Genomic DNA, 22936 nt, shown 5'->3' with positions numbered 1-22936 from the left:
CCTGGCCGCGCAATTCACGGAAATGCAGCTGCTCGCCCAATGGCGTGTGTATGGTGACTCGGCGTGTCATAGTGCGCGCCGCCCTGGGGGCGGCCTCCCTGCTCTTGGTGAGCGGGGATCATAGACAAGCCGATGGCCATAGGGCAATCAAATGAGGGGTCGGAAATATCCTGGATATGTAAGCAATTGCCTTATCTGGGATGCAAGGTGGTGTTTATTTGGAAAATCATCGATATCGGAATGCCCCGATACAGGCGTTTTGAGAGTCCCTCCTTACAGTGCGTTCTAGCAATACCAGGCCTCTTAGGGCAGAGCAAGCAGGGTTGCAATGTGATATGCACTATCTTGGTGCATTTTTGATGATGCGCCATGTGAGTGCCCGCTATCGCCGCATCGGTGCACATTTTTTGCACAAAGCCGGTGCATCGCTGTGTGTTGCAGCGCCGCATTGGGGAGCCGGAAAGGCGCACGCCCCGGCATCAAAAGACTGGCACGGTCCGTGCTTAACCCGGTTGTCACGAAATTTTTCAAACCGGAGGATCCCATGTCCCGTGCCAGCCTCAAGTCGCTCGCCATCGCCTGTGTCGCCATCGCTCCGCTCTGGGCCCACGCCCAGCTCACAGCCAATGTGTCCCTGACGACGAACTACAAGTTCCGCGGACAGGACCAGGACACGGGACGCAACAAGGCCGTCAAGCCTGCCCTGCAAGGCGGTTTCGACTACACCTTCGGCGACAGCGGCTGGTACATCGGCAACTGGAACTCCAGCGTGGACTGGCTCCCCCGCAATTCGCTGGAAACCGATTTCTACGGCGGCTACAAGTTCAAGGCCGGCGAGGTGGACCTGGACTTCGGCGCGCTGCAGTACCTGTACTCGGGCAATTCCAGTGGCAACACCACCGAGCTGTATGGCGCGGCCACCTATGGACCGTTCACGGCCAAGTACTCGCACACCGTGTCCAAGGACTACTTCGGCTGGGCCGGCGAGAAGGCCGGCTCGGGACTGTCGGGTCGCAACACCGGCTACCTGTGGCTGGGCTTCACCCAGGAAGTGATGCCCAAGGTGACGGTCAAGGCATCGCTGGGCTTCACCCGCTTTGCCAGCGACATCAAGGGCCTGGGCGTGCCCAACTATATGGACTACAGCGTGGGCGGTGCCTACGATTTCGGCGACGGCGTGTCGCTGGGCGCGGCCGTGACGGGTGCGAACAAGAAGTCGTACTTCGGTGACGTCAACAAGGCGCGCCTGATCGTGACGCTGACCAAGACCCTGTAACCGGACCTGAGGAGCAAAGCATCATGAAACTGGTGACCGCCATCATCAAGCCCTTCAAGCTCGACGAGGTGCGCGAGGCGCTCTCCGACATCGGCGTGCAGGGCATCACCGTGACCGAAGTCAAGGGCTTCGGCCGCCAAAAGGGCCATACCGAGCTGTATCGCGGCGCGGAATACGTGGTCGATTTCCTGCCCAAGCTGCGCCTGGAGGCCGCCGTGCCCGACGCGCTGGTGGACCAGGTGATCGATGCCATCGAGGCCGCTGCGCGCACCGGCAAGATCGGTGACGGCAAGATCTTCGTGCTGCCCATCGAGCAGGCCGTCCGCATCCGTACCGGCGAGACCGGCGACAGCGCACTGTGAGTTTCAACCCCTCGTTTCCCGAAAGACTGCCATGACCAAACGACTTCTTTCCATGGGCCTGGGGCTGGGCCTGCTGGCCGCAGGCGCCGCTGCCCTGGCACAGGAGCCCGCCGCCGCTGCAGCCGTTGCCGATGCAGCCGCTGCAGCAGCCCCCGCCGCTGCGGCGGCAGCCGAGGCGCCGGCCCCCGCACTCAGCGCCGGTGACACGGCCTGGATGCTGACCTCGACCATGCTGGTGATCCTGATGGTGATCCCGGGCCTGGCACTGTTCTACGGCGGCCTGGTGCGCACGAAGAACATGCTGTCCGTGCTCTGCCAGGTCTTCGTGATCTTCTCGCTGATCACGCTGCTGTGGGCCGTCTACGGCTACTCGCTGACCTTTGCCGGCGAAGGCAACTTCTTCGGCGGCTTCAGCAAGATCTTCCTCAAGGGCATTGCACCCGACACGCTGGCCGGCGCGCTGCCGACCATTCCCGAGTACGTGTTCGTGGCCTTCCAGTCCACGTTCGCCGCCATCACCGTGGCCCTGATCGTCGGCGCCTTCGCCGAGCGCATCAAGTTCTCGGCCGTGATCCTGTTCTCGGTGCTGTGGTTCACCTTCAGCTACATCCCCATGGCCCACATGGTCTGGGGTGGCGGCCTGCTGGGCAAGGACGGCGCGCTGGACTTCGCCGGCGGCACCGTGGTGCACATCAACGCCGGTATCGCCGGTCTGGTGGGCTCCTACATGCTGGGCAAGCGCATCGGCTTCGGCCGTGAAGCCCTGCCTCCGCACAGCCTGACGCTGACCATGGTCGGTGCCTCGCTGCTGTGGGTGGGCTGGTTCGGCTTCAACGCCGGCTCGGCAGGCGCTGCCAACGGCATTGCCGGCCTGGCCTTCATCAACACCATCGTCGCCACGGGCGCCGCCACCATCTCCTGGCTGGCCGCCGAAGCCCTGCACAAGGGCAAGGCCTCCATGCTGGGCGCCGCCTCGGGCGCCGTGGGCGGCCTGGTGGTCATCACCCCGGCGGCCGGCCTCGTCGGCCCCATGGGCGCCATCGTCATGGGCCTGATCGCCGGTCCCGTCTGCCTGTGGGGTGTGTCGGGCCTCAAGAAGGTGCTCAAGGTCGATGACGTCTGCGACGTGTTCGGCGTGCACGGTGTGGGCGGCATCCTGGGTGCCATCCTGACCGGTGTGTTCTGCGCCTCCAGCCTGGGCGGCATCGAGCCCGCAGACTTCAACATGGGCCATCAAGTGTGGGTGCAGGTCAAGAGCGTGCTGCTGACCATCGTCTGGTCCGGCGTGGTGGCTGGCATCTCCTACAAGATCTGCGACCTGGTCGTCGGCCTGCGCGTCAGCGAAGAGTCCGAACGCCAGGGCCTGGACATCACCACGCACGGCGAGGTGGCGTACTACCGCTGATCGGTTTCCAGGGAGTTCATTGCGGATTGGCCTCGGTGCTTGCACCGGGGCCTTTTTTCATTGCCGCGCCGCAAACGCCCTTCAGCGGCTGAGGAAATCAGGAGGTCTGCCGCACGCCAACCGCCTTATGGTGAGCTCCGTTATAAGACGGATCTTTGGCTTATATGCCATTGACGGAATATATTCTGGAGGGAATAATGACCCAACCCTGGGAGGTGGAGTACACCGACGAGCTTGGCGACTGGTGGGCTGATCTGACGCAGGCCGAGCAGGAGTCCATCGACGCGTCCGTGCGTCTGCTGGAGGCAAGAGGGCCGAATCTCGGATATCCCCATACGTCCGGCATCGGGCGTTCCAGGCATCCGCACATGCGTGAGCTTCGTGTGCAACATGAGGGACGGCCTTACCGGCTGCTTTACGCGTTCGATCCGCGCCGCTGCGCAATCTTGCTGATCGGCGGCGACAAGACGGGCGATGGCCGCTGGTATGAGGTGCATGTGCCCATTGCCGACCGGCTGTACGACACCCACCTCGAAACCCTGCAAAAGGAAGGACGAATCGATGGCCAGGAAATTCAGTGAACTGCGCGCCAGGATGTCGCCTGAGGCACAGTCCCGGGCCGCCGCGCGGGCCGAGGCCATGCTGGTGGAAATGCAGCTCCAGGAATTGCGCAAGGCCCGCAACGTGACACAGGTCGAAGTGGCCAGGGCCATGAACGTGGAGCAAGCATCCATCTCCAAGCTGGAGCGCCGCGAGGACATGTACGTGAGCACGCTGCGCGAGTACGTCCGTGCGCTGGGCGGCGAGCTGAGGCTGGTCGCCTCGTTTCCCGACGCCGACATCCAGGTCCATCCTTTCGAGCCTCTCCGATGAGGGGCGCAGGCGGCTGATCCGGCGTCTGCCTTTGCCTTTTGGGTGAGGGTGTTTTGCGCCGCCCGCAGAACTTCAAGCACGCCGTTCAAAAAATTCACGGGTCCGCACCGAGGCGCAAAAGAGCCCAGCCGCTACGATGCAGGCCATGGATTCAGCCCAAAGCCACCTCCTCCAGATCGCCCAGCGCGTGCGCGCTGCTGCGGCCGACGCCACGCCGCTGCGCATACGCGGCGGCGGCACCAAGGATTTCCACGGCCTGGCCCTGCAGGGCGAGCTGCTGGACACGCGGGCGCTGGCCGGCGTGGTCAGCTATGAGCCCAGCGAGCTGGTCGTGACCGTGCGCGCCGGCACGCCGCTGGCCGAGGTCGAGGCCCTGCTGGCCGCACAGGGCCAGTGCCTGGCCTTCGAGCCTCCGCATTTCAATGGAGACAGCAGCAACGCCACCGTGGGTGGCATGGTGGCCAGCGGGCTGTCCGGGCCTTCGCGTGCCAGCGTGGGCGCCGTGCGCGACTTCGTGCTGGGGCTGGAGATGATCAACGGCCAGGGCGAGCTGCTGCGCTACGGCGGGCAGGTCATGAAGAACGTGGCGGGCTACGACGTCTCGCGGCTGATGGCGGGCTCCTGGGGCGCGCTGGGCCTGATCACCGAGGTCAGCCTCAAGGTGCTGCCCGTGGCGCCGGCCGAGGCCACGCTGCGCTTCGCGTGCAGCCAGCAGCAGGCGCTGGACTGGCTCAATGCCTGGGGCGGGCAGCCGCTGCCGCTCAATGCCAGTTGCTGGCTGCAGGAAGAGGGCGCAGCCCAGGGCGTGCTGTACCTGCGCCTGCGCGGCGCACGTGCCGCCGTGCAGGCGGCCTGCGAGCGCCTGGGTGGCGAGCGTGTGCAGCGCATGGACCCTGTGCATGCCGCTGCCGACTGGCAGGCCTGCCGCGAGCAGCAGCTGCCCTGGTTCACCGCACGCGCGCCGGGCCATGCGCTGTGGCGCCTGTCCGTGCCGCAGACGGCTCCGGCCCTGGCGCTGCCGGACGGCTGCACGGGGCCGCTGATCGAATGGCACGGCGCACTGCGCTGGGTACAGGCGCCGCGTGCGCTGGGCCATGCGCTGCGCGCGCTGGCAAAAGCAGCGGGCGGATCGGCCACCTTGTTCCGCTCCGAGGCCGCAGACCAACCCGGCGCCGAGCCCGATTTCGACGCCCAGGCGGCCGATGCCACGGCCGCGCTGCATGCGCGGCTCAAGCAGGCCTTCGATCCTGCGGGCATCTTCAACCGCGGCCGGTTGGCCGCCGCCTGGTAGGCCGGGCCAACGCCTGGCTCCGCCCATGCGCATGCGCCACCACCTGCACCTGCTCACGGACCGGCACCGCACGGTGGCCAGCAACCGCACGCTGGGCCTGCTGCTGGCCTTCAACGCGGGTGCGGTGAATGCGGGCGGCTTTTTGCTGGTGCACTCCTATACCTCGCACATGACGGGCTTTGTCTCGCTGCTGGCCGACAACCTCGTGCTGGGCAATACGGCGCTGGTGCTCAGTGCCTGCGGCGCGCTGCTGGCCTTTCTGTGCGGCGCGGCCGCGACGTCGCTGCTGGTCAACTGGGCGCGCCACCACCGGCTGCGCAGCAGCTATGCGCTGCCGCTGCTGCTGGAAGCCGCGCTGATGCTGCTCTTCGGCGTGCTGGGCGCGGCCATGCTGGCCTGGCCCACGCCGTTCGCCGTGCCGCTGGCCGTGCTGCTGCTGTCCTTCATCATGGGGTTGCAGAACGCCACGGTGACCAAGATGTCGTCCTCGCAGATCCGCACCACGCACATGACGGGCGTGATCACCGACCTGGGCATGGAGCTGGGTCGAGCCCTCTACTGGAATCGCCACGGCAGCCCGCCCGAGCACCGGGTCCACGCCAACCATGTGCGGCTGCGGCTGTTCGCAGGGCTGCTGTCCATGTTCCTGCTGGGCGGCATTGCGGGTGCGCTGGGTTTCCGGCACCTGGGCTTTGTCTTCGTCGTGCCGCTGGCCGTGGTGCTGTGCCTGCTGTCCCTGCCGCCGCTGTGGGCCGACCGTGCGCGGCTGCCCCTGCTGCTGGGCCGGCGGGCCGCGCCTCGCGCCTGACCGCCGCGTCCGGCTGCCGTGCCTGACCGTTCCCCGATACCCATACAACAAGAGCCCCACCATGCAGACCCAACTCGCACCCCAGTACCGCGCCACGCCCGAGGGCCAGGAGGCCGAAGCCATTCTGCGCAAGTGCGTGCACTGCGGCTTTTGCACGGCCACCTGCCCGACCTACCAATTGCTGGGCGACGAGCTGGACGGGCCGCGTGGCCGCATCTACCTGATCAAGCAGGTGCTGGAGGGCGAGACGCCCACGCGCGCCACCCAGCAGCACCTGGACCGCTGCCTGACCTGCCGCAACTGCGAAAGCACCTGCCCCAGCGGCGTGCAGTACGGCCACCTGGTGGACATAGGCCGCAAGATCGTCGAGGAACAGGTGCCGCGCCCCTTGGGCGAGCGCGCCAAGCGCTGGGCGCTCAAGGAGGGGTTGAACTCGCCGCTGTTCGCCCCGGCCCTGAAGCTGGGCCAGGCCGTGCGCGGCCTGCTGCCCGAAGTCCTGGCCGAGAAAGTGCCCCAGCCCCAGGATGCGGGCGCCTGGCCCGTGCGCGAGCATGCGCGCAAGGTGCTGCTGCTGGCCGGATGCGTGCAGCCGGCCATGATGCCGCGCATCAACTTCGCCACCGCGCGCGTGCTGGATGCGGCCGGCATACAGACCGTGATCGCCCCCAAGGCCGGTTGCTGCGGCGCCGTGAAATTCCACCTCAACGACCAGGAAGGCGGCAAGGCGCAGATGCGCGCCAATATCGACGCCTGGTGGCCGCAGGTGGACAGCGGCGCGGTGGAGGCCATTGTCATGAATGCCTCGGGCTGCGGCGTCACCGTCAAGGAATACGGCCATCTGCTCAAGGACGATGCGCAGTACGCGGACAAGGCAGCCCGCATCAGCGCCCTCACGCGCGACCTGAGCGAGCTGCTGCCTGAGCTCCTGCCCGAGCTGGCCGAGCGCCTGCAGGGCAGGATGCGCGCACCGGCCGCGCCCATGGCCTACCACCCGCCCTGCACGCTGCAGCACGGGCAAAAGCTGCGCGGCGGCGTGGAAACCCATCTGGCCAGGCTGGGCTTCGAGCTGCGCGTGGCGCGCACCGAGTCGCACCTGTGCTGCGGCTCGGCGGGAACCTACTCGGTGCTGCAGCCTGAACTCTCGCACCAGTTGCGCGACCGCAAGATCGGTGCGCTGACCGAAGGCTTCGATGCCCAGCGGCCCGCCGCCATCCTCTCGGCCAACATGGGCTGCATCGTCCACCTGCAAAACGGCACGGACCTGCCCGTGCGCCACTGGATCGAGGTGCTGGATGAGGCCCTGCTGGCCTGAGACCAGCCGCGTACCGACTGCGCATCTGTGCCTCCAGCGCGACGCCGTGGGGCCTATGCCCGCGCAAGCCTTTGCAATGCTGGCATGATGCGGGGTTTCGTTTTCTCCAAGCCCACGTGCTCCGCCATGACTGAATCCGTGTCTGAACCGCAAGAACAGAGCGCCGCGCTGCCGGCGGACGCCGCTGCCGGCACCGAGCCGCAGGCTGCAGCCAGCGCCGATGGCCAGGGCCGCAAGCGCTCGCGCCGTGGCGGACGTGGCCGCAACAAGGGCAAGGCCACCGAGCCTGCCGCCGATGCCGCATCCGGCACGGCCGCCAGTGCCGAGGCCAACGCTTCCAGGCCCGTGCGCACCCAGCACCCGCTGCTGGCGCAACTGGCCCAATGGCATCCGAACCTGTTTGGCGAGCAGCCGCTGCCGCTCAAGCGCGGCATCTTCGAAGACCTGCTGGCCGCCCATCCTGAAGCCATTGACCGCGACCAGCTCAAGCTGGCCCTGTCCCAGCACACGCGCTCGAGCCGCTACCTCACCGTGGTGGCCAGCGGCCAGGCCCGGCATGACCTGCAGGGCCAGTCGGTCGAGGCCATGGCGCCCGAGCATGTGCACCATGCGCTGATCGAAGTCTTCCGCCGCCGCCAGCACCGCTCGCCCGAAGACCTGGCGCCCAAGCTGCGCAACCGCATCATCGCGGCCTACGAGGCATCGGGCCTGTCGCGCGACGACTACGCGGCGCGCGTGCAAGGCCGTGACGAGGCCACCAACACCCTGGTGGCCGAGGCACTGGCCGAGGCCGATGCGCGCACCGCACGCGACGAGGCGCTGCTGCGCGCCTTCGAGGCCAGCGGCCAGACCTCAGAAGCCGGCTTTGCCGACATGTACGGCATGAACCCGCGCCAGGTGGCGCAGCAGCTGGAACGCGCCCGCCGCCGCCTGCAGACGCAGGCGGCCTAGGCACAAGGACCGGCACCAAGGACCGGCAGCACCGCCTGCCGGCACACTCCACCGCCGCGTGCCCGGCAAGGGCCGCGCCGGTGCACCTGCCCTGGATCACAGGCGGCATCTCTGCAGCGGACCCTTCCGCCAGCACGCAGATGCCCACCAGGGGCGGGCCCGGGGATGAACTGTTTCACGGACGCCGCTGCACCCGGCCACGGGGCGGCGGCGCCTTGCCGTGCGCGCTCGTTCCCGTGGGCTGAACACGCGCGCAAGGCACTTCAAAGCAAAAAAGCAAAAGGAGACTTGCGATGTGGCTGGGTTTGTCGTTGTTCTACGTGGGCGCCGTGCTGTGCCTGAACGGCCTGTGGATGCTGGGGCGCATCGCCGACCGGGAGATCTGGGTCATCAACGTGTTCGCGGGCCTGGTCTCGCTGATCATCGGCCTGGCCTCGGCCTTCGGGCCCGAGCCCGATGCGGCCTCGGTCAAGACCGGCGCGCTGACCCTGCTGTTCGCCTTCACCTACCTGTGGGTGGCCATCAACCGCTTCACGGGCGCCGATGGCCGGGGCCTGGGCTGGTTCAGCCTGTTCGTGGCCATCACCGCCGTGCCCGTGGCCATCGACACCCTGCTGGGCGCGCGCACCGCCATCGACTGGTGGATGGCGGCCAACTGGGCGGCCTGGGCCGTGCTGTGGGCCATGTTCTTCGTGCTGCTGGCCCTGGGCCGCAACATCGGCCGCGTGACGGGCGCCCTGTGCATTGCGCAGGGCGTGCTCACGGGCTGGCTGCCGGGCTACCTGCTGCTGGCGGGGCAGCTCACGGGCTGATTGCGCAGCGTGAGTACGGGCGGGGCGTCAAGCCCCACGCCGCCGTGCATGCGCCAGTGCAGACAGCAGCGCGGCTGCGATGATGCAGGCGCCGCCCAGCAGCGTGCGCGGCGTCAGCACCTCGCCTGCAATCAACACCGAGGAGACGCTGGCGAACACCACCTCGGCCAGCATGACCACGGCGGTCACGCTGGCCGGCAGGCGTGCGGCGCCGAACTGCAGCGCCCAGTTGCCCAGCATCAGCAGCACGGCCAGGCCGGCGGCGATCAGCATCCAGCCGGCCTGCGGCGCAGGCATGGGCGGCACCAGCCCCACGCTGCTGCCCGCGAAGGCGCTGGCCAGCCCCATGGCCATGCAGCCGCTGAACATGGCCAGCATGCGCGCCTGCGCCGGCACGGCCTGCAGGCGGCGCAGCAGCACATTGGTCAGCGCAAAGGTGAAGCCGCCGAACAGTGCCAGGCCGTCGGCCAGCGACAGACCGCGCAGCAGCCCGGGCGAGCCGCCGCTGAATGTGCCCTCGGGCACCAGCACCAGCGCCACCCCGCCAAAGGCCAGCAGCAGCCGCGTCAGCGCAGCGGGCGTGGGCCGCTCGCCCAGGAGCCTCCAGGCCAGCAGCACCGACCATGCGGGCATCAGATAGAACAGCAGCACCACGCGCACCACATCGCCAATGGTCACTGCCCAGTTGAAGGCGATGTTGTTGCTGCCCGCGCAGGCGCCCAGCAGGATCAGCGCCGGGTACTGCAGCGCCTGGCGCAGGCTGGCCGGGCGCAGCGCCACCAGCCCCGCCAGCACCAGGGCATACATCAGCGCCGTGGCCCACAGCGGATGCAGGCCAGCCTCGTGCATGGCGCGAAACGGCCACCAGGCCAGACCCCAGACCAGGGTGTTGAACAGCAGGGCGAGAACGGGCAGCGGGCTATGCATAAAACCACGAAAAAGTGCCCGGTCAGGCAAAGCCCGCACCGAACACAATACGAGAAGACCATTTAGACCAGGCCTATCAATCGATAGCGCCCTATGGAACTGGCGAGGCCCAAAGCGAGAGACACCGAGCCAGGGCCGCCCCGCCGCGAGGGTGTCGTCCCCCCTGGGGGAAGGCGCGAAGCGCCTCAGGGGGTAGTCTCAATGACAATCCTTGCGGGCAATCACCAGCAGGCGCTCGACTTCCTCGGGATGGTTGCGCACGTTGCTGACGTGCCAGCGGCCGATCAGCCACATGATGCCGGCCACCACCAGGCCGAACACCGTGATGGCGCCGAAAGCCGACAGTCCGAACTTGGTGGACAGCGCATAGAAGGCGCCCAGCGCCAGGATGCAGGCCTGCTCGTTGAAGTTCTGCACGGCAATCGAGCGACCCGCGCCCATGAGGTTGTGGCCGCGGTGCTGCAGCAGCGCATTCATGGGCACGACCAGGAAGCCGCCCAGGCCGCCCAGCAGGATCAGGAAGGGAATGGCCACCCACACGCTCTTGATGAAGATCATGGCGATCACCAGCAGGCCCATGGTGATGCCCAGCGGAATCACGCGCGTGGCGTTGTCCAGCCGCATGCGCATGGACGCGAGGATGGCGCCTGCGGCCGTGCCGATGGCCACCACGCCCACCAGGGCCGATGCCTGGGAGGTGCCGTAGCCCAGGGCCGCCGCGCCCCAGGCCAGCACGATGTAGCGCAGGTTGCCCGACACGCCCCAGAACAGCGTGGTCGTGGACAGCGAGATCTGGCCCAGCTTGTCCCCCCACAGCCGCTGGCTGCAGGTCCAGAAGTCGGGCAGCAGGGCCAGGGTGTTGGCCAGCAGGCTCTTGCTGGGGTCCTGGCGCAGCGGGCGCAGGATGGTATCGGTCAGCGGAATGCGCAGGTTGAACCAGGCGGCCAGCGCATAGACGCCGACCAGCACGGCAATCGCCGCTTCGGCGGCCGTGTCCACGCCCGTGTCCAGCAGCGGCAGGTCGAAGTCCAGCAGATGGGCCGAGATGCCCGGGCTCAGCAACTGCCCGCCCACGAGCACGCCCAGGATGATGGAAGTGATGGTCAGCCCCTCGATCCAGCCATTGGCCTTGACCAGCTGGGAGGCGGGCAGCAATTCGGTGAGGATGCCGTACTTGGCCGGCGAGTAGGCCGCTGCGCCCAGGCCCACCACGGCGTAGGCCAGCAGCGGGTGGTTGCCGAACAGCATCATCAGGCAGCCCACGATCTTGATCGCATTGCTGATGAACATCACCCGCCCCTTGGGCAGGGCGTCGGCAAAGGCGCCGACGAAGGGGGCCAGGATCACGTAGAACAGCGCGAACATGGGCACCAGGGCGGCGCGCTGCCACTCGGGGGCGCCATTGGTGCGCAGCAGTTCCACGGCGGTCACGAACAGGGCGTTGTCTGCCAGCGAGCTGAAGAACTGCGCTGACATGATGGTGTAGAAACCGCGCTTCATGGATAGGCAGATGGGGTCAGCTGCAGGGCTGCTGACCGGTTAAATAAGGACCCCGTGGCAAGTGACTGGCGGTTATATCACGCGGCCTTTGGCTGGCAGTGCCAGAATCCCAAGCTTCTGACTGAGTGAAAACCATGCCGCGTCCCATTCTTGCCACCATCCATTCCGCCGCGCTTCGCCACAACCTGGAGCGGGTGCGGCAGGCGGTCCCCGATGCCAAATTGTGGGCCGTGGTCAAAGCCAACGCCTATGGCCACGGTATCGAGAACGTGTTCGAGGCCCTGCGCGGCGCCGACGGCTTCGCCATGCTGGACCTGGCCGAGGCGGAACGCGTACGCCAGCTGGGCTGGCGCGGCCCCATCCTGCTGCTGGAAGGGGTCTTCGAGCCGCGCGACCTGGAGCTGTGCTCGCGCCTGTCCATCTGGCATGCCGTGCACTGCGACGCCCAGATCGACTGGCTGGCCGCGCACAAGACGCAGAACGGCCACCGCGTCTTCCTCAAGATGAACTCCGGCATGAACCGCCTGGGCTTCACGCCCGAGCGATACCGCGCGGCCTGGGCCCGGCTGAACGCCTTGCCCCAGGTGGAGGAAATCTCGTTCATGACCCATTTCAGCGATGCCGACGCAGGGGCCGGACAGCCCGGAATCTCGGCACAGCTGCAGCGCTTTCATGACGCCACGCGCGACCTGCCCGGCGAGCGCAGCGTGGGCAACAGCGCAGCCACGCTGCGCCAGGGCGACGACGCGCTGGTGCGCTGCGACTGGGTGCGGCCGGGCATCGTGCTCTACGGCAGCGCCCCCGACTATCCGCAGCACACGGCGGCCCACTGGGGCCTGCAGCCCACGCAGACGCTGAGCTCGCGCATCATCGGCGTGCAGCAACTGACCGAGGGGCAGAGCGTGGGCTATGGATCGCGCTTCACGGCCGACGGCCCCCTGCGCCTGGGCACCGTGGCCTGCGGCTACGCCGACGGCTATCCACGCCACTGCGGCACGGGCACGCCCGTGCTGGTGAACGGCGTGCGCACCCGCACCCTGGGCCGCGTGAGCATGGACATGCTGGCCGTGGACCTGACGCCCGTGCCCGATGCCGGCATGGGCAGCGAAGTCACGCTGTGGGGCCGCGCCAGCAACGGCGCCGTGCTGCCTATCGACGAGGTGGCCGAGGCCGCAGGCACGCTGGGCTATGAACTCATGTGCGCCGTCGCGCCGCGCGTGAACAAGACCGTCGATTGATCAGGGCGCGGCTTCCACGCTGTCCCTGGCCCGCTCCAGCAGCGCCATCAACTGCTGTTGCGCGGCGGGCTCCCAATCCTTGAGCAGCCGGGCCGCCAGCGCCTGGCGCGACTGGCGCAGCCGGTCGAACAGGGCCTGCCCCTGGGGGCTGAGGCTCAGGCAGCGCACGCGGCGGTCGCGGGCGTCCGGTTCGCGGTCCAGCCATCCCTGCTCCTGCAGCTGCGCCAGCATGCGCGCGAGCTGGGCCTTGTCCATGTGGCTGTGGTCGACCAGATCCCTTTGCGTGCGGCCCGGGTGCCGGCCCACGTACATCAGCACGCGCACCTCGTTGGGCGTCAGCCCGGGCTCCATGGACTCCATGTCCTCGCGCATGCGCGAGCGGAACAGGTGCAGCAGCTCGTGCATGGCCTCGAAGATATCGGCGGGCAGGGAGGCATTCATGGCAGGGTCTTGTGGAAATACGTTGACAAAGTCAACGGATGACAGAGAATTGGTGGACTAAATCAACATTCTAGGCCGTCGCAGGCCGTTTCGCCAATGAACTTGCCCAATCCAGCCACCTCTGCCCTGACACCGGCCCCCGTCGTCCAGCGTGTCCGCCATTCCTTCCGCGCCCGCCATGTGCAATTGCTCTCGCGCGAGCAGCCCAGCCCCGGCTTTGTCCGCCTGACCCTGGGCGGCCCCGATCTGGAGGACTTCGTGAGCGCCGGCTTTGACGACCACGTCAAGCTCATCCTGCCGCAGGCCGGGCGCGAACTGCCCGCGCTTCCCGTGCTGCTCGATGGCCGTCCGACCTTCGTGGAGGACGAGCGCCCCACCTTGCGCGACTACACGCCGCTGCGCTACGACGCCGCGCGCCAGAACCTCATCATGGATTTCGCGCTGCACGATGCCGGCCCCGCCACCGAATGGGCGCTGACCGCACCGCTGGGCCAGTGGGTGGGCCTGGCCGGTCCGCGCGGCAGCCTGGTGATCTCGGCCAACCTGCCATGGCATTGGCTGTTCGGCGACGAGACCGCCATGCCCGCCATCGAGCGGCGCCTGGCCGAGCTGCCCGCCGGCAGCCGCGCCGTGGTGCGCGTGCAGCTGCGCAACCCGGCCGACCGCCGCCAGTGGAGCAGCACGGCCCGGCTGGACTGCGACTGGGTCGAATCGCTGGCCGACGCCGTACAGGCGCTGGAGCTGCCCCAGGACGACGGCTATATCTGGGCGGCGGGCGAGCACAGTGCCATGGCCGAGTTGCGTCGCCTTCTGCTGGCCAAGGGCGCATCGCCCAAGCGCATGCGCGTGGCCTCTTACTGGAAGCAGGGCACGGCCGACCACCATGAAGACCTGAACGATCCGAGCTGACCTGCCTGGAGAAAAGAACGGATAGCACAGACGAAAAAAAGCCCACCGAAGTGGGCTTTTTTTCGTGGTGGTTGCGCGAGAAGGATTTGAACCTCCGACCTTTGGGTTATGAGCCCAACGAGCTACCAGACTGCTCCATCGCGCGGTAATCCGCAGTAATTTCGTTTTCACTGCATTTTCTGCAGCGAAGAAGTGAACTATAACCGATATCTTTCCGTCACGCAACTGCGATAGGCGCGAAACATGCGTGCCAGGGCGGCGGCCACCCCTCGGTATAGTGCTCACCCCATGGCCAAAGACAAAACCACGTTCATCTGCAATGCCTGCGGAGGCACCAGCCCGCGCTGGCTGGGCAAGTGCCCGGCCTGCGGGGCCTGGAACTCGCTGATCGAGGCCGTTGCCGAGCCTGCGAGCGCGGGCAAGAACCGGCTCAGCCAGCCCCAGGGCTATGCGGGCCTGGCCAATGTCCAGGCCGTGATGCCGCTGTCGGCCATCGAGGCACAGGACGTGGCGCGCACGCCCAGCGGCATCGAGGAACTGGACCGTGTGCTGGGCGGCGGCATTGTCGAAGGCGGCGTGGTGCTGATTGGTGGCGATCCCGGCATCGGCAAGTCCACCCTGCTGCTGCAGGCCATGGACGCGCTGCACCGCGTCGGCCTGCCCACGCTGTATGTCACGGGCGAGGAAAGCGGTGCCCAGGTCGCGCTGCGCTCGCGCCGCCTGGGGCTGGAGGCCAGCCAGGTCAACGTGCTGGCCGAGATCCAGCTTGAGAAGATCCTCGCCACCATGGAGGCCACCCAGCCGGCCGTGGTCGTCATCGACTCCATACAGACCGTGTACTCGGACCAGCTGTCCTCGGCGCCGGGCTCGGTGGCCCAGGTGCGCGAATGCGCGGCCCACCTCACGCGCGCGGCCAAGACCACGGGCATCACCGTGATCCTGGTCGGCCACGTGACCAAGGAAGGCGCACTGGCCGGCCCGCGCGTGCTGGAGCACATGGTGGACACGGTGCTCTACTTCGAGGGCGACACGCACAGCAACTTCCGCCTGGTGCGCGCCATCAAGAACCGCTTTGGCGCCGTCAACGAGATCGGCGTCTTCGCCATGACGGAGAAGGGCCTCAAGGGCGTGACCAACCCCAGCGCCATCTTCCTGTCCCAGCACAGCGAGCCCGTGCCCGGCTCCTGCGTGCTGGTCACGCTGGAGGGCACGCGCCCCATGCTGGTGGAGATACAGGCCCTGGTCGATCAGGGCGGCCCCGCGCCCCGGCGCCTGTCCGTGGGCCTGGACCGCGACCGGCTGGCCATGCTGCTGGCCGTGCTCAGCCGCCACGCGGGCGTGGCCTGCGCGGACCAGGATGTGTTCGTCAACGCCGTGGGCGGCGTGCGCATCAGCGAGCCTGCGGCCGACCTGGCCGTCATGCTGTCCATCACCTCCAGCCTGCGTGGCCGCGCCCTGCCCAAGGGATTCCTCGCCTTTGGCGAAGTGGGCCTGGCCGGCGAAGTGCGCCCCGCGCCGCGCGGCCAGGAGCGCCTGAAGGAAGCGGCCAAGCTGGGCTTCACCATGGCCGTGGTACCCAAGGCCAATGCGCCCAAGAAGGCCATCCCGGGTCTGACCGTTCATGCTGTCGAACGCGTGGACGAGGCCATGAACATCGTCCGAGGCATGGGCTGACGCGCTTGCCGAGCGCATTGCGGGGGCATACGCACTGTCCGCAGCGGCCCTGCGGCGCCTCCATAAGACAATCGGCGCCATGAATTTGCGCAATATCCTGATTCCTCTGGGCCTGCTCGTACTGCTGGTGGCTGCGCACCAGTCCTATGGCTGGATGGGTGTGGTCGCCGTGGGCGGCGGCATCATGATGTGGCTGTTGCTGCATTTCACGCGGCTGATGTCCATCATGAGGAAGGCCGCGGACCGGCCCATGGGCTATGTGGGCAGCGCCGTCATGCTCAACGTCAAGCTCAAGCCCAAGGTCTCGCTGATGCACGTGGTGGCCATGACGCGTTCCCTGGGAGAGCGCCTGTCCGAGGAGGGCCAGCAGCCCGAGATCTACCGCTGGACCGACGGCACGCAGTCGCATGTGACCTGCGAGTTCAAGAGTGGCCGTCTCATGAAGTGGACCCTGGTACGCCCCACGCCCGAGCCCGAGCCGGCGTCTGCGGCCCCCGAGGCAGCCCCTGCGCCCTAAAATACCGGGTTGGTGTTCTGTTCAATACCCCCAAGGATGTTCCTATGAGCCCCGTTGTTCCCTCGATGGCCGACCGTGACGGCAAGATCTGGATGGATGGCCAGTTGGTGGACTGGCGCGATGCCAAGATCCATGTGCTGACCCACACGCTGCACTACGGCTGCGGCGCATTCGAGGGCGTGCGGGCCTACAAGTCCGAGCAGGGCACGGCCATCTTCCGCCTGGAAGACCACACCAAGCGCCTGTTCAACAGCGCCAAGATCCTGCGCATGCAGATCCCGTTCACCCAGGAAGCGGTGAACCAGGCCCAGGTCGAGGTCGTGCGCGCCAACCAGCTGGAATCGTGCTACCTGCGCCCGCTGACCTGGATCGGCGACCGCAAGCTGGGCGTCTCCCCCAAGGGCAACACCATCCACCTGATGGTCGCGGCCTGGGCCTGGGGCGCCTACCTGGGCGAAGAAGGCATGCAGCGCGGCATCCGCGTGAAGATCTCCAGCTTCACGCGCCACCATGTGAACATCACCATGAGCCAGGCCAAGGCGGTGAGCAACTACACCAACTCCATCCTGGCCAACACCGAGGCGCTGGACGACGGCTACGACGAGGCCATCCTGCTGGACGCCTCGGGCTTCGTCTCCGAGGGCTCGGGCGAGAACATCTTCGTCATCAAGGACGGCGTGGTCTACACGCCCGACCTATCGGCCGGCGCGCTCAACGGCATCACGCGCAATACCGTGATGCACATCTGCAAGGACCTGGGCCTGGAAGTGGTGCAAAAGCGCATCACGCGCGACGAGCTGTACATCGCCGATGAAGTCTTCTTCACCGGCACGGCCGCCGAAGTCACGCCCATCCGCGAGGTGGACCGCATCGAGATCGGCGCGGGCAGCCGCGGCCCCCTCACCGAAAAGATCCAGCAGGCCTTCTTTGACATCGTCAACGGCCGCAACCCCAAGTACGCCCATTGGCTGACTCGGGTCTGAACATCCCTAGAGACCCACGAAAGAGATAAGCAAGCATGACAACGAATGCCACCGTCGAACTGGCGGCCAAGGACCTCAACGCCCAGGGCGGCGTGTTCTGCCCCAGCCCCAAGGCCGACATGAAGCTGTGGAACAGCCATCCCAAGGTCTACCTGGACGTGGCCCATACCGGCGAAGCCAAGTGCCCCTACTGCGGCACGCTGTACCGCCTGAAAGCCGGCGAAGTCTTCGCAGGCGGGCATTGAACAAAGCGGGCCTCGGCCCGCTTTGTGTGTCTCAGCGCGCCGACAGCGCGCGGCTCCAGATGCTGCCGGGCGCAGCACCTCCGTGCAAAGCCAGCATGTCCGTGAAGTGGCGCCGCTCCCCGCCGCGCAGCTTGACGATGGGCGCCGCCACCTGCGGCGCCTTCGCCAGGCACAGCTGGGGGTAGAGCAGGTACCACTTCCAGCGCAGGGCAGAGTGATAGAAGAAGGCCGTGTCCTCGGCCTTGAACAGCGTGAGCCGGGCATCGGGCAGGCGCCGCATCACCTGCTGGGCCGTCACATGGATCAGAAGGTAATTTGGATCGGGAATGCCCTGCAGCACCTCGGCGGCGTCGGGCCGCGACTGCAGGCGCTGCAGATAGGCCTCGGGGCCGTCCACGATCAGCGCCTGGTGAAACTCCTTTTGCCATTCCGATACAAAGCGCGAGCCGGCCGGAGCGCAGAATGACCAGCTTTCGATCACGGGGTAGCGCCTGTCCCTGGTGAAGCCCTCAAGGTAGAAGCCTGCCAGCTCGGCAGCGCCTGCGCCGGGGCAGGCGCTCATCCAGTCCAGCGGCGCGGTCAGCAGCGTGGTGGCGTCGAACCAGTAGCCGCCGTGGTGTGCCACCAGGTACAGGCGAAGCCAGTCCGATTGCTTGGTGGGATGGAGTTCGGCAAACGCCGCAGGAAGGTCGCCGAGGGCGACGTACTGGCCCAGGTTCTCAGGCGTCACGACGATGACCTGGTGATCCGGGCACTGCCGCCGCCAGCTGTCCACGCACTGCTGGACGAAGGGATCCAGGCCGGACTGGTTCCAGTACGTCCAGATCGTTTTCGGGATTTCCGCTGCAAGACCATCGGCTGCCGGGGGCGATGGGGGCAGCTGCAAGGGCGCAGGCATGGTGTAATCTGCGCCGATTTTGGAAGGCGCCGCCCAGCGATGGAGCAGCCTGAATAAGACCGCAGGAATTTTTTTCATGAGCGGATGGAAAGCGGAATGCCCGCATTTTGGGGCAGAAAGTTGCGGTCTTGATGAGATTTGACAAGTCGAAGCTGCCAGGAGTCCTCACGACCCTGGCAGCTGTTCTGGTGCCCGGGCTGGCCTTGTGGCTGCGCTCGGGCTATTCCTATGGCGCGGGCCTCATGGCCCTGGGCGCCCTGTGTTTTCTGCCCCGCTGGGTCCGGTACAGGCAGTCACCTGGCACTTGGCTGCTGGTTGCACTGTTCATGGGCATGGCGGTGATGTGGTACCACCTGTCCGTGCTGGACGGGGGCACCGGGCAGTTCGACCGCCCCGTGAAGTTCATCCTGGGCGCCGTCAGCCTGCTGTTTGCCATGTGCTACCCGCCCACGGCGCGGATCTTCCTGTGGGGCATTCCACTGGGCAGCGCAGGCGCGGGCTTCATGGCCCTGTGGCAGGTCTGGGTGCTGGGCATGGAGCGGGCCACGGGCTACACCAATGCCATCCAGTGGGGCAACATGGCCTTGCTGCTGGGCTGCTTCTCCTGCATCTATGCCATGTCCTTCTGGCACCAGCGCTCCCTGCTTTGGCGCCTGCTGGTGCTGGCGGCCGCCGCGCTGGGGGCGCTGGCTTCGCTGCTGTCGGGCTCGCGCGGCGGGTGGCTGGCGCTGTTGCCGATGTTCTTCATGCTGACGATTCTGGTGCGCATGTACCGTCCGCAGTACTTCGGCCGCCTGTTGCTGGGCTGCGCCGCATTGCTGGTGGCGCTGGCCACCGTGATGGCCTTCATCCCGCGCGTCAGCGAGCGCGTGGATGAGGTCTACCTGGATGTGAGCACCTACCTTCATGCCGGCAACTCCAATACCTCGCTGGGCACCCGGCTGGAGCAGTACCGGCTGGCCGTGCAGATGATCGGCGAGAAGCCACTGCTGGGCTGGGGCATGCAGGGCTATGTGGACGAGATGCACCGGCGCGTGGACGCCGGCAGCTATGGCCAGTCCATCCGCGAATACAACTTCATCCACAACGACTTCCTGGACATCTGGGTCAAGCTCGGTGTGCCGGGCGTTCTGCTGCAGGCAGCGCTGTTCATCTCGCTGCTATGGCTGTTCTGGCCCTCGCGGCGGCGCATGGCGCTGTGGCCTGCGGACAGCACCCCCTGGCGCGAGGCCCTGCTGCTGCGTATCCTGGGCAGCCTGATGCCAGCCATGTACCTGGCGTTCGGCATGTCACAGCAATTTTTCGTGCACAACAGCGGCATCGTCTTCTTCGTCTTCCTCGTGGTGGCCCTGTGGTCATCGCTGCATGGCCTGGAAAGGGCCAGCGGAGCCGTGCGGTGACGGAGCGCGCCACCACCGCCCGGCCCCGGGTGCTGCACTTCGTGACGGGCGGCTTCTCGGGTGCCACCCAGGTGGCGGTGGATCTGGTGTCCGCGCACCGCGCGTCGGGCCGCTTCGACGCCAGGCTGGTGCTTCGGCGCAAGCGCAATACGTCCGATGAACGCGTGCAGAAGCTGCGCGACGGCGGCATCGATGTCGACGTGGTCGCCGGCTGGTCCCATGCCGCCACCGTATGGCAACTGCGCCGCATCTGCCTGGACTTCCGGCCGGACATCGTGGTCGCCCATGGGTTCAGCGACCACCTCTGGGGCCGCTTTGCCGCGCTGTGGGCCGGCGTGCCCTGCCTGGTGCATGTGGAACACAACTCGCGCGAGCGCTACACGCGCTGGCGGCTGGCGCAGGCCCTGTGGCTGACCGAGCGCACGGCCGCCATCGTCGGCTGCTCCGAGGGCGTGCGCCAGAGCCTGCAGGACCGCGGCTTTCCTGCAGCCAAGCTGATGGCCATCAGCAACGGTATCCGGCCCGAGCCCTATCTGCAGGAGCCGACCCCCTTGCTGCAGCGCCGGCCGGACATCGTCATGGCCGCGCGCTTTGCGCGGCAAAAGGACCATGCCACCTTGCTGCGCGCACTGGCCGTGCTGCGCCAGCGCGGCCTCAAGCCCACGCTGACCCTGGCCGGCGGCGGCAAGGCGCGCGCCCAGCAGGCGGCGCAGCGGCTCAGCGCCGAACTGGGTCTGCAGGACCAGGTGCAATTCATCGGCATGTGCAACGACGTGCCCGGCCTGCTGCGTGCGCACCGCGTCTGCGTGCTGTCCACGCACTACGAGGGCATGCCCCTGTCCCTGCTGGAAGGCATGGCGGCGGGCTGCGTGGTGGTGGGCAGCCGCGTGGTGGGCGTGCAGGAAGTGGTGCGGCCCGGCGATAACGGCCTGCTGGCCGCGCACGCCGACCCTGAATCGCTGGCCGACGCCCTGCAGCAGGCGCTGCAGGATGACGAGGCCGCCGTGCGCATGGCCGCCACTGCGCGGCAGGAAGCCCTGTCGCACTACAGCCTGCAGCGCATGACCGGCCAGTACGAAGACCTGTTCGCACGCCTGCTGCAGGGGGAGCGTCCGTGACCTGGCTCAGCATCCTGGTGCCCGTCTACAACGTGCTGCCCTACCTGGAGGAATGCCTGCAGTCCGTCATGGACCAGGCCGATGCCGGCGTGCAGGTGCTGGTGCTGGACGACTGCTCCACCGATGGCTCCTGGACCCTGATGCAGCAGCTGGACCAGCGCTGGCCCGGCCGCCTGCAGCTCATGCAGCACGAGCGCAACGCCGGCCTGAGTGCGGCGCGCAACACCATGATCGATGCGGCCACGGGCGACTACCTGTGGTTCCTGGACTCCGACGACAAGCTGCTGCCCGGTGCGATTGCCGGGCTGTCGGCCATCGTGAAACAACATGCGCCCGATGCCGTGCTCTGCGACTTCTCCGTCTGGCGCGAGGCCCCGCGCCTCAAGCACCGCCTGCGCGGCGAGGCGCACCGGCACAGCTTCCAGGGCCCCACGCTGCAGCGCTCGCAGGACCGGGGTGCCCTGCTGGCCGGCCTGCTGCGCACGGGCCAGCTGCATGCCTGGTCCAAGATCTCGCGCCGCAGCCTGTGGGATGCGGGCCTGCGCTTTCCTGCAGGCCGCTACTTCGAAGACATGATGACCATGCCGCAGATGGCGCTGCGCTGCAGCAGCTTCTACTACCACCCCCAGCCCTGGGTGGCCTACCGGCAGCGTGCCAACTCCATCCTCGCGTCCATGACGCCTGCCAAGGCGGCAGACCAGTCCGCCGCCCTGTGGCCCCTGGCGCAAGCCGTGCAAGCCCTGCAGGATGATGCGCTGCGCAACGACGGGCGCCTGCACTTCGCCTGGGCGCACCAGGCCGCGCGCAACCTCATCGGCGCCCTGCGCTTTCTCGACCGGCAGCGGGACATGCCGCCCGCGCAGCGGCAGGCGCTGGCGCAGCAGTTCCTGGCGGACTTCGGCCGCATCTCCCCGCTGTCCCTGCCGGCCCTGCGCCAGGCCTATCTGCGGCGCGGCTGGTGGCTGCGCGCATGGAAGCTGCGCAGCTGGGAGCGCCGCGCGCAACAGCTGGGAACACCGGGAGCCCCTGCATGAGCGGCCTGAAACTGAAAACCCGGGGCGAGCTGTGGCTGGCGGCCGGCATGCGCCGCTTCTATGCCACCTTCGCACGCCGCCTGGAGCAGGGCCCCGCGCCCGACTTCCGCAGCCATGACATCGGGCCTGCGGCGCCCGTGCCGGTCTCCACGCCCATACCCCGCATCATCTGGGCCTACTGGAACGGCGACTCGGTGCCGCTGCTCATACAGCGCTGCTTTGACAACTGGGCCCGCCTGAACCCCGGCTACAGCCTGCGCATCCTCAACGACGCGCAACTGCCGCAATACGTGCCGCAACTGCCCGGCAACCTGCAGCAGCTGCCCGTGGCCAAGCGCTCGGACTGGCTGCGGCTGGAATTGCTGCACCGCCACGGCGGCATCTGGCTGGATGCCAGCACCATCCTCACCGAGCCGCTGGACTGGCTGCTGGAGCAGCAGCAGCGCAGCGGCGCCGACCTCGTCGCCTACTACCTGGAGCGCTACACCCGCGACCCGCAGGTGCCCGTGGTCGAGAACTGGCTCATGGCCGCGCCCCCGGGCAGCGCCTTCATCGCCGCACTGCACAAGGAATACGTGGAGCAGGTCCTGCCGCAGACGGGCGAGGCCTATATCGCCCAGCTCCAGCAGGCCTGCGAATACGAGCAACTGCGCCAGGGCATAGACATGCCCGCCTACCTGAGCATGCACCTGGCCATGCAGCGCGTGCTGCGCGCCGGCGGCAGCTACCGCCTGCGGCTGGCCAAGGCCGAGGACGGCCCCTTCTTCCTGCACGTGCAGGGTAACTGGGGCCGCACCCCGCTCAAGATCCGCCTGATGTTCTCCCGCACCGAACAGGCGCCCGTGCCGCTGATCAAGCTGCGCGCCCCCGACCGCAAGAAGCTGGACTTCTACCTGGAGCGCGGCCTCTACGTGCCCGGCAGCATCGCCGACCGCTACCTGCGGGGCTGAGCGGCGAGCGCG

24 protein-coding genes and 1 tRNA gene are annotated in these 22936 nt (G+C 67.5%); 20 read left to right on the top strand and 5 right to left on the bottom strand.

The features are described from left to right. The first annotated feature begins 544 nt into the window (after positions 1-544). The 10 genes from BW39_RS11930 (at position 545) to BW39_RS11885 (ending at position 9090) form a co-directional block, all read left to right on the top strand. Positions 545-1276 carry a TorF family putative porin gene (locus tag BW39_RS11930; protein WP_013800176.1) on the top strand — a complete coding sequence of 244 codons (732 nt, stop codon included), beginning with the start codon at positions 545-547 and terminating at the stop codon, positions 1274-1276. Positions 1277-1299: 23 nt separating this feature from the next. Next, positions 1300-1638, top strand: a complete 339-nt coding sequence (locus BW39_RS11925; protein ID WP_012202241.1) for a P-II family nitrogen regulator — start codon at positions 1300-1302, stop codon at positions 1636-1638. Between the two features lie 31 nt (positions 1639-1669). After that, positions 1670-3043, top strand: coding sequence for an ammonium transporter (gene amt, locus BW39_RS11920; protein WP_179217977.1), 1374 nt, complete (start codon positions 1670-1672; stop codon positions 3041-3043). A 197-nt stretch (positions 3044-3240) separates the two neighbouring features. Beyond that, positions 3241-3624, top strand: coding sequence for a type II toxin-antitoxin system RelE/ParE family toxin (locus tag BW39_RS11915; RefSeq protein ID WP_013800178.1), 384 nt, complete (start codon positions 3241-3243; stop codon positions 3622-3624). Then, positions 3605-3916 carry a helix-turn-helix domain-containing protein gene (locus BW39_RS11910; protein ID WP_013800179.1) on the top strand — a complete coding sequence of 104 codons (312 nt, stop codon included), beginning with the start codon at positions 3605-3607 and terminating at the stop codon, positions 3914-3916. The genes BW39_RS11915 and BW39_RS11910 overlap by 20 nt, the downstream gene beginning before the upstream one ends. A gap of 136 nt (positions 3917-4052) precedes the next feature. After that, entirely contained in the window at positions 4053-5207 is a 1155-nt protein-coding gene (gene glcE, locus BW39_RS11905) for a glycolate oxidase subunit GlcE (RefSeq protein WP_043821917.1), read from the top strand. Positions 5208-5232: 25 nt separating this feature from the next. Continuing rightward, positions 5233-6015: a YoaK family protein gene (locus tag BW39_RS11900; protein ID WP_012202244.1), complete on the top strand. Its 783-nt coding sequence runs from the start codon at positions 5233-5235 to the stop codon at positions 6013-6015. A 61-nt stretch (positions 6016-6076) separates the two neighbouring features. Beyond that, positions 6077-7327, top strand: coding sequence for a glycolate oxidase subunit GlcF (glcF, locus tag BW39_RS11895; RefSeq protein ID WP_043821924.1), 1251 nt, complete (start codon positions 6077-6079; stop codon positions 7325-7327). Positions 7328-7411: 84 nt separating this feature from the next. Then, the gene (locus tag BW39_RS11890; protein ID WP_034397802.1) at positions 7412-8278 is read left to right on the top strand and encodes a ProQ/FinO family protein; all 867 of its coding nucleotides are present in this window, start codon (positions 7412-7414) and stop codon (positions 8276-8278) included. Positions 8279-8571: 293 nt separating this feature from the next. Further along, positions 8572-9090 carry an AmiS/UreI family transporter gene (locus BW39_RS11885; protein ID WP_013800183.1) on the top strand — a complete coding sequence of 173 codons (519 nt, stop codon included), beginning with the start codon at positions 8572-8574 and terminating at the stop codon, positions 9088-9090. Positions 9091-9117: 27 nt separating this feature from the next. Here BW39_RS11885 and BW39_RS11880 read toward each other — a convergent pair whose 3' ends face one another. Further along, a complete protein-coding gene (locus BW39_RS11880) occupies positions 9118-10017 on the bottom strand; it encodes a DMT family transporter (protein ID WP_043821915.1) in 900 nt (299 codons plus the stop codon). A gap of 198 nt (positions 10018-10215) precedes the next feature. Then, entirely contained in the window at positions 10216-11517 is a 1302-nt protein-coding gene (gene lplT / locus BW39_RS11875; protein WP_013800185.1) for a lysophospholipid transporter LplT, read from the bottom strand. 134 nt (positions 11518-11651) lie between these two features. Between lplT and alr the strand changes: the two genes are divergently transcribed. After that, positions 11652-12755, top strand: coding sequence for an alanine racemase (gene alr / locus BW39_RS11870; protein WP_034397810.1), 1104 nt, complete (start codon positions 11652-11654; stop codon positions 12753-12755). Here the strand turns inward: alr and BW39_RS11865 are convergent, their stop codons facing one another. After that, positions 12756-13196, bottom strand: a complete 441-nt coding sequence (locus BW39_RS11865) for a MarR family winged helix-turn-helix transcriptional regulator (RefSeq protein ID WP_012202251.1) — start codon at positions 13194-13196, stop codon at positions 12756-12758. A 96-nt stretch (positions 13197-13292) separates the two neighbouring features. On the opposite strand from BW39_RS11865, the gene BW39_RS11860 reads away from it, so the two are divergent. After that, a complete protein-coding gene (locus BW39_RS11860; RefSeq protein WP_043821913.1) occupies positions 13293-14105 on the top strand; it encodes a siderophore-interacting protein in 813 nt (270 codons plus the stop codon). A gap of 68 nt (positions 14106-14173) precedes the next feature. On the opposite strand, the gene BW39_RS11855 is transcribed toward BW39_RS11860, so the two are convergent. Next, positions 14174-14250 (bottom strand) — tRNA-Met (locus BW39_RS11855). 143 nt (positions 14251-14393) lie between these two features. On the opposite strand from BW39_RS11855, the gene radA reads away from it, so the two are divergent. From radA to BW39_RS11835, 4 genes are all read left to right on the top strand, one after another. Beyond that, a complete protein-coding gene (gene radA / locus BW39_RS11850; RefSeq protein WP_043821911.1) occupies positions 14394-15779 on the top strand; it encodes a DNA repair protein RadA in 1386 nt (461 codons plus the stop codon). A 79-nt stretch (positions 15780-15858) separates the two neighbouring features. Continuing rightward, a complete protein-coding gene (locus BW39_RS11845; RefSeq protein ID WP_012202254.1) occupies positions 15859-16296 on the top strand; it encodes a hypothetical protein in 438 nt (145 codons plus the stop codon). A 44-nt stretch (positions 16297-16340) separates the two neighbouring features. After that, positions 16341-17279, top strand: coding sequence for a branched-chain amino acid transaminase (locus BW39_RS11840; protein WP_034397818.1), 939 nt, complete (start codon positions 16341-16343; stop codon positions 17277-17279). A 35-nt stretch (positions 17280-17314) separates the two neighbouring features. Then, on the top strand, positions 17315-17524 hold the full coding sequence (locus tag BW39_RS11835) for a zinc-finger domain-containing protein (protein WP_012202256.1): 210 nt from the start codon (positions 17315-17317) through the stop codon (positions 17522-17524). 31 nt (positions 17525-17555) lie between these two features. Here BW39_RS11835 and BW39_RS11830 read toward each other — a convergent pair whose 3' ends face one another. Beyond that, on the bottom strand, positions 17556-18422 hold the full coding sequence (locus tag BW39_RS11830; protein WP_043821909.1) for a capsular polysaccharide synthesis protein: 867 nt from the start codon (positions 18420-18422) through the stop codon (positions 17556-17558). Positions 18423-18553: 131 nt separating this feature from the next. Here BW39_RS11830 and BW39_RS11825 point away from each other — a divergent pair, with 131 nt between their 5' ends. Genes BW39_RS11825 through BW39_RS11810 form a run of 4 tightly spaced genes read left to right on the top strand, consistent with a single transcriptional unit; the run spans position 18554 to position 22924 of the window. Next, entirely contained in the window at positions 18554-19822 is a 1269-nt protein-coding gene (locus tag BW39_RS11825; protein ID WP_043821907.1) for an O-antigen ligase family protein, read from the top strand. Next, complete coding sequence (locus tag BW39_RS11820; protein ID WP_043821905.1) at positions 19819-20940, top strand: glycosyltransferase; 1122 nt, start codon at positions 19819-19821, stop codon at positions 20938-20940. Before BW39_RS11825 ends, BW39_RS11820 begins: the two co-directional genes overlap by 4 nt. Further along, a complete protein-coding gene (locus BW39_RS11815; RefSeq protein ID WP_043821904.1) occupies positions 20937-21974 on the top strand; it encodes a glycosyltransferase family 2 protein in 1038 nt (345 codons plus the stop codon). Before BW39_RS11820 ends, BW39_RS11815 begins: the two co-directional genes overlap by 4 nt. Beyond that, positions 21971-22924, top strand: a complete 954-nt coding sequence (locus tag BW39_RS11810; protein ID WP_043821902.1) for a glycosyltransferase family 32 protein — start codon at positions 21971-21973, stop codon at positions 22922-22924. The genes BW39_RS11815 and BW39_RS11810 overlap by 4 nt, the downstream gene beginning before the upstream one ends. Positions 22925-22936: the final 12 nt, after the last annotated feature.

It is taken from the genome of Delftia sp. RIT313 (assembly GCF_000632165.1).
Lineage (GTDB): Bacteria > Pseudomonadota > Gammaproteobacteria > Burkholderiales > Burkholderiaceae_C > Comamonas > Comamonas acidovorans.
This window is presented reverse-complemented; position numbering and strand designations above follow the sequence as displayed.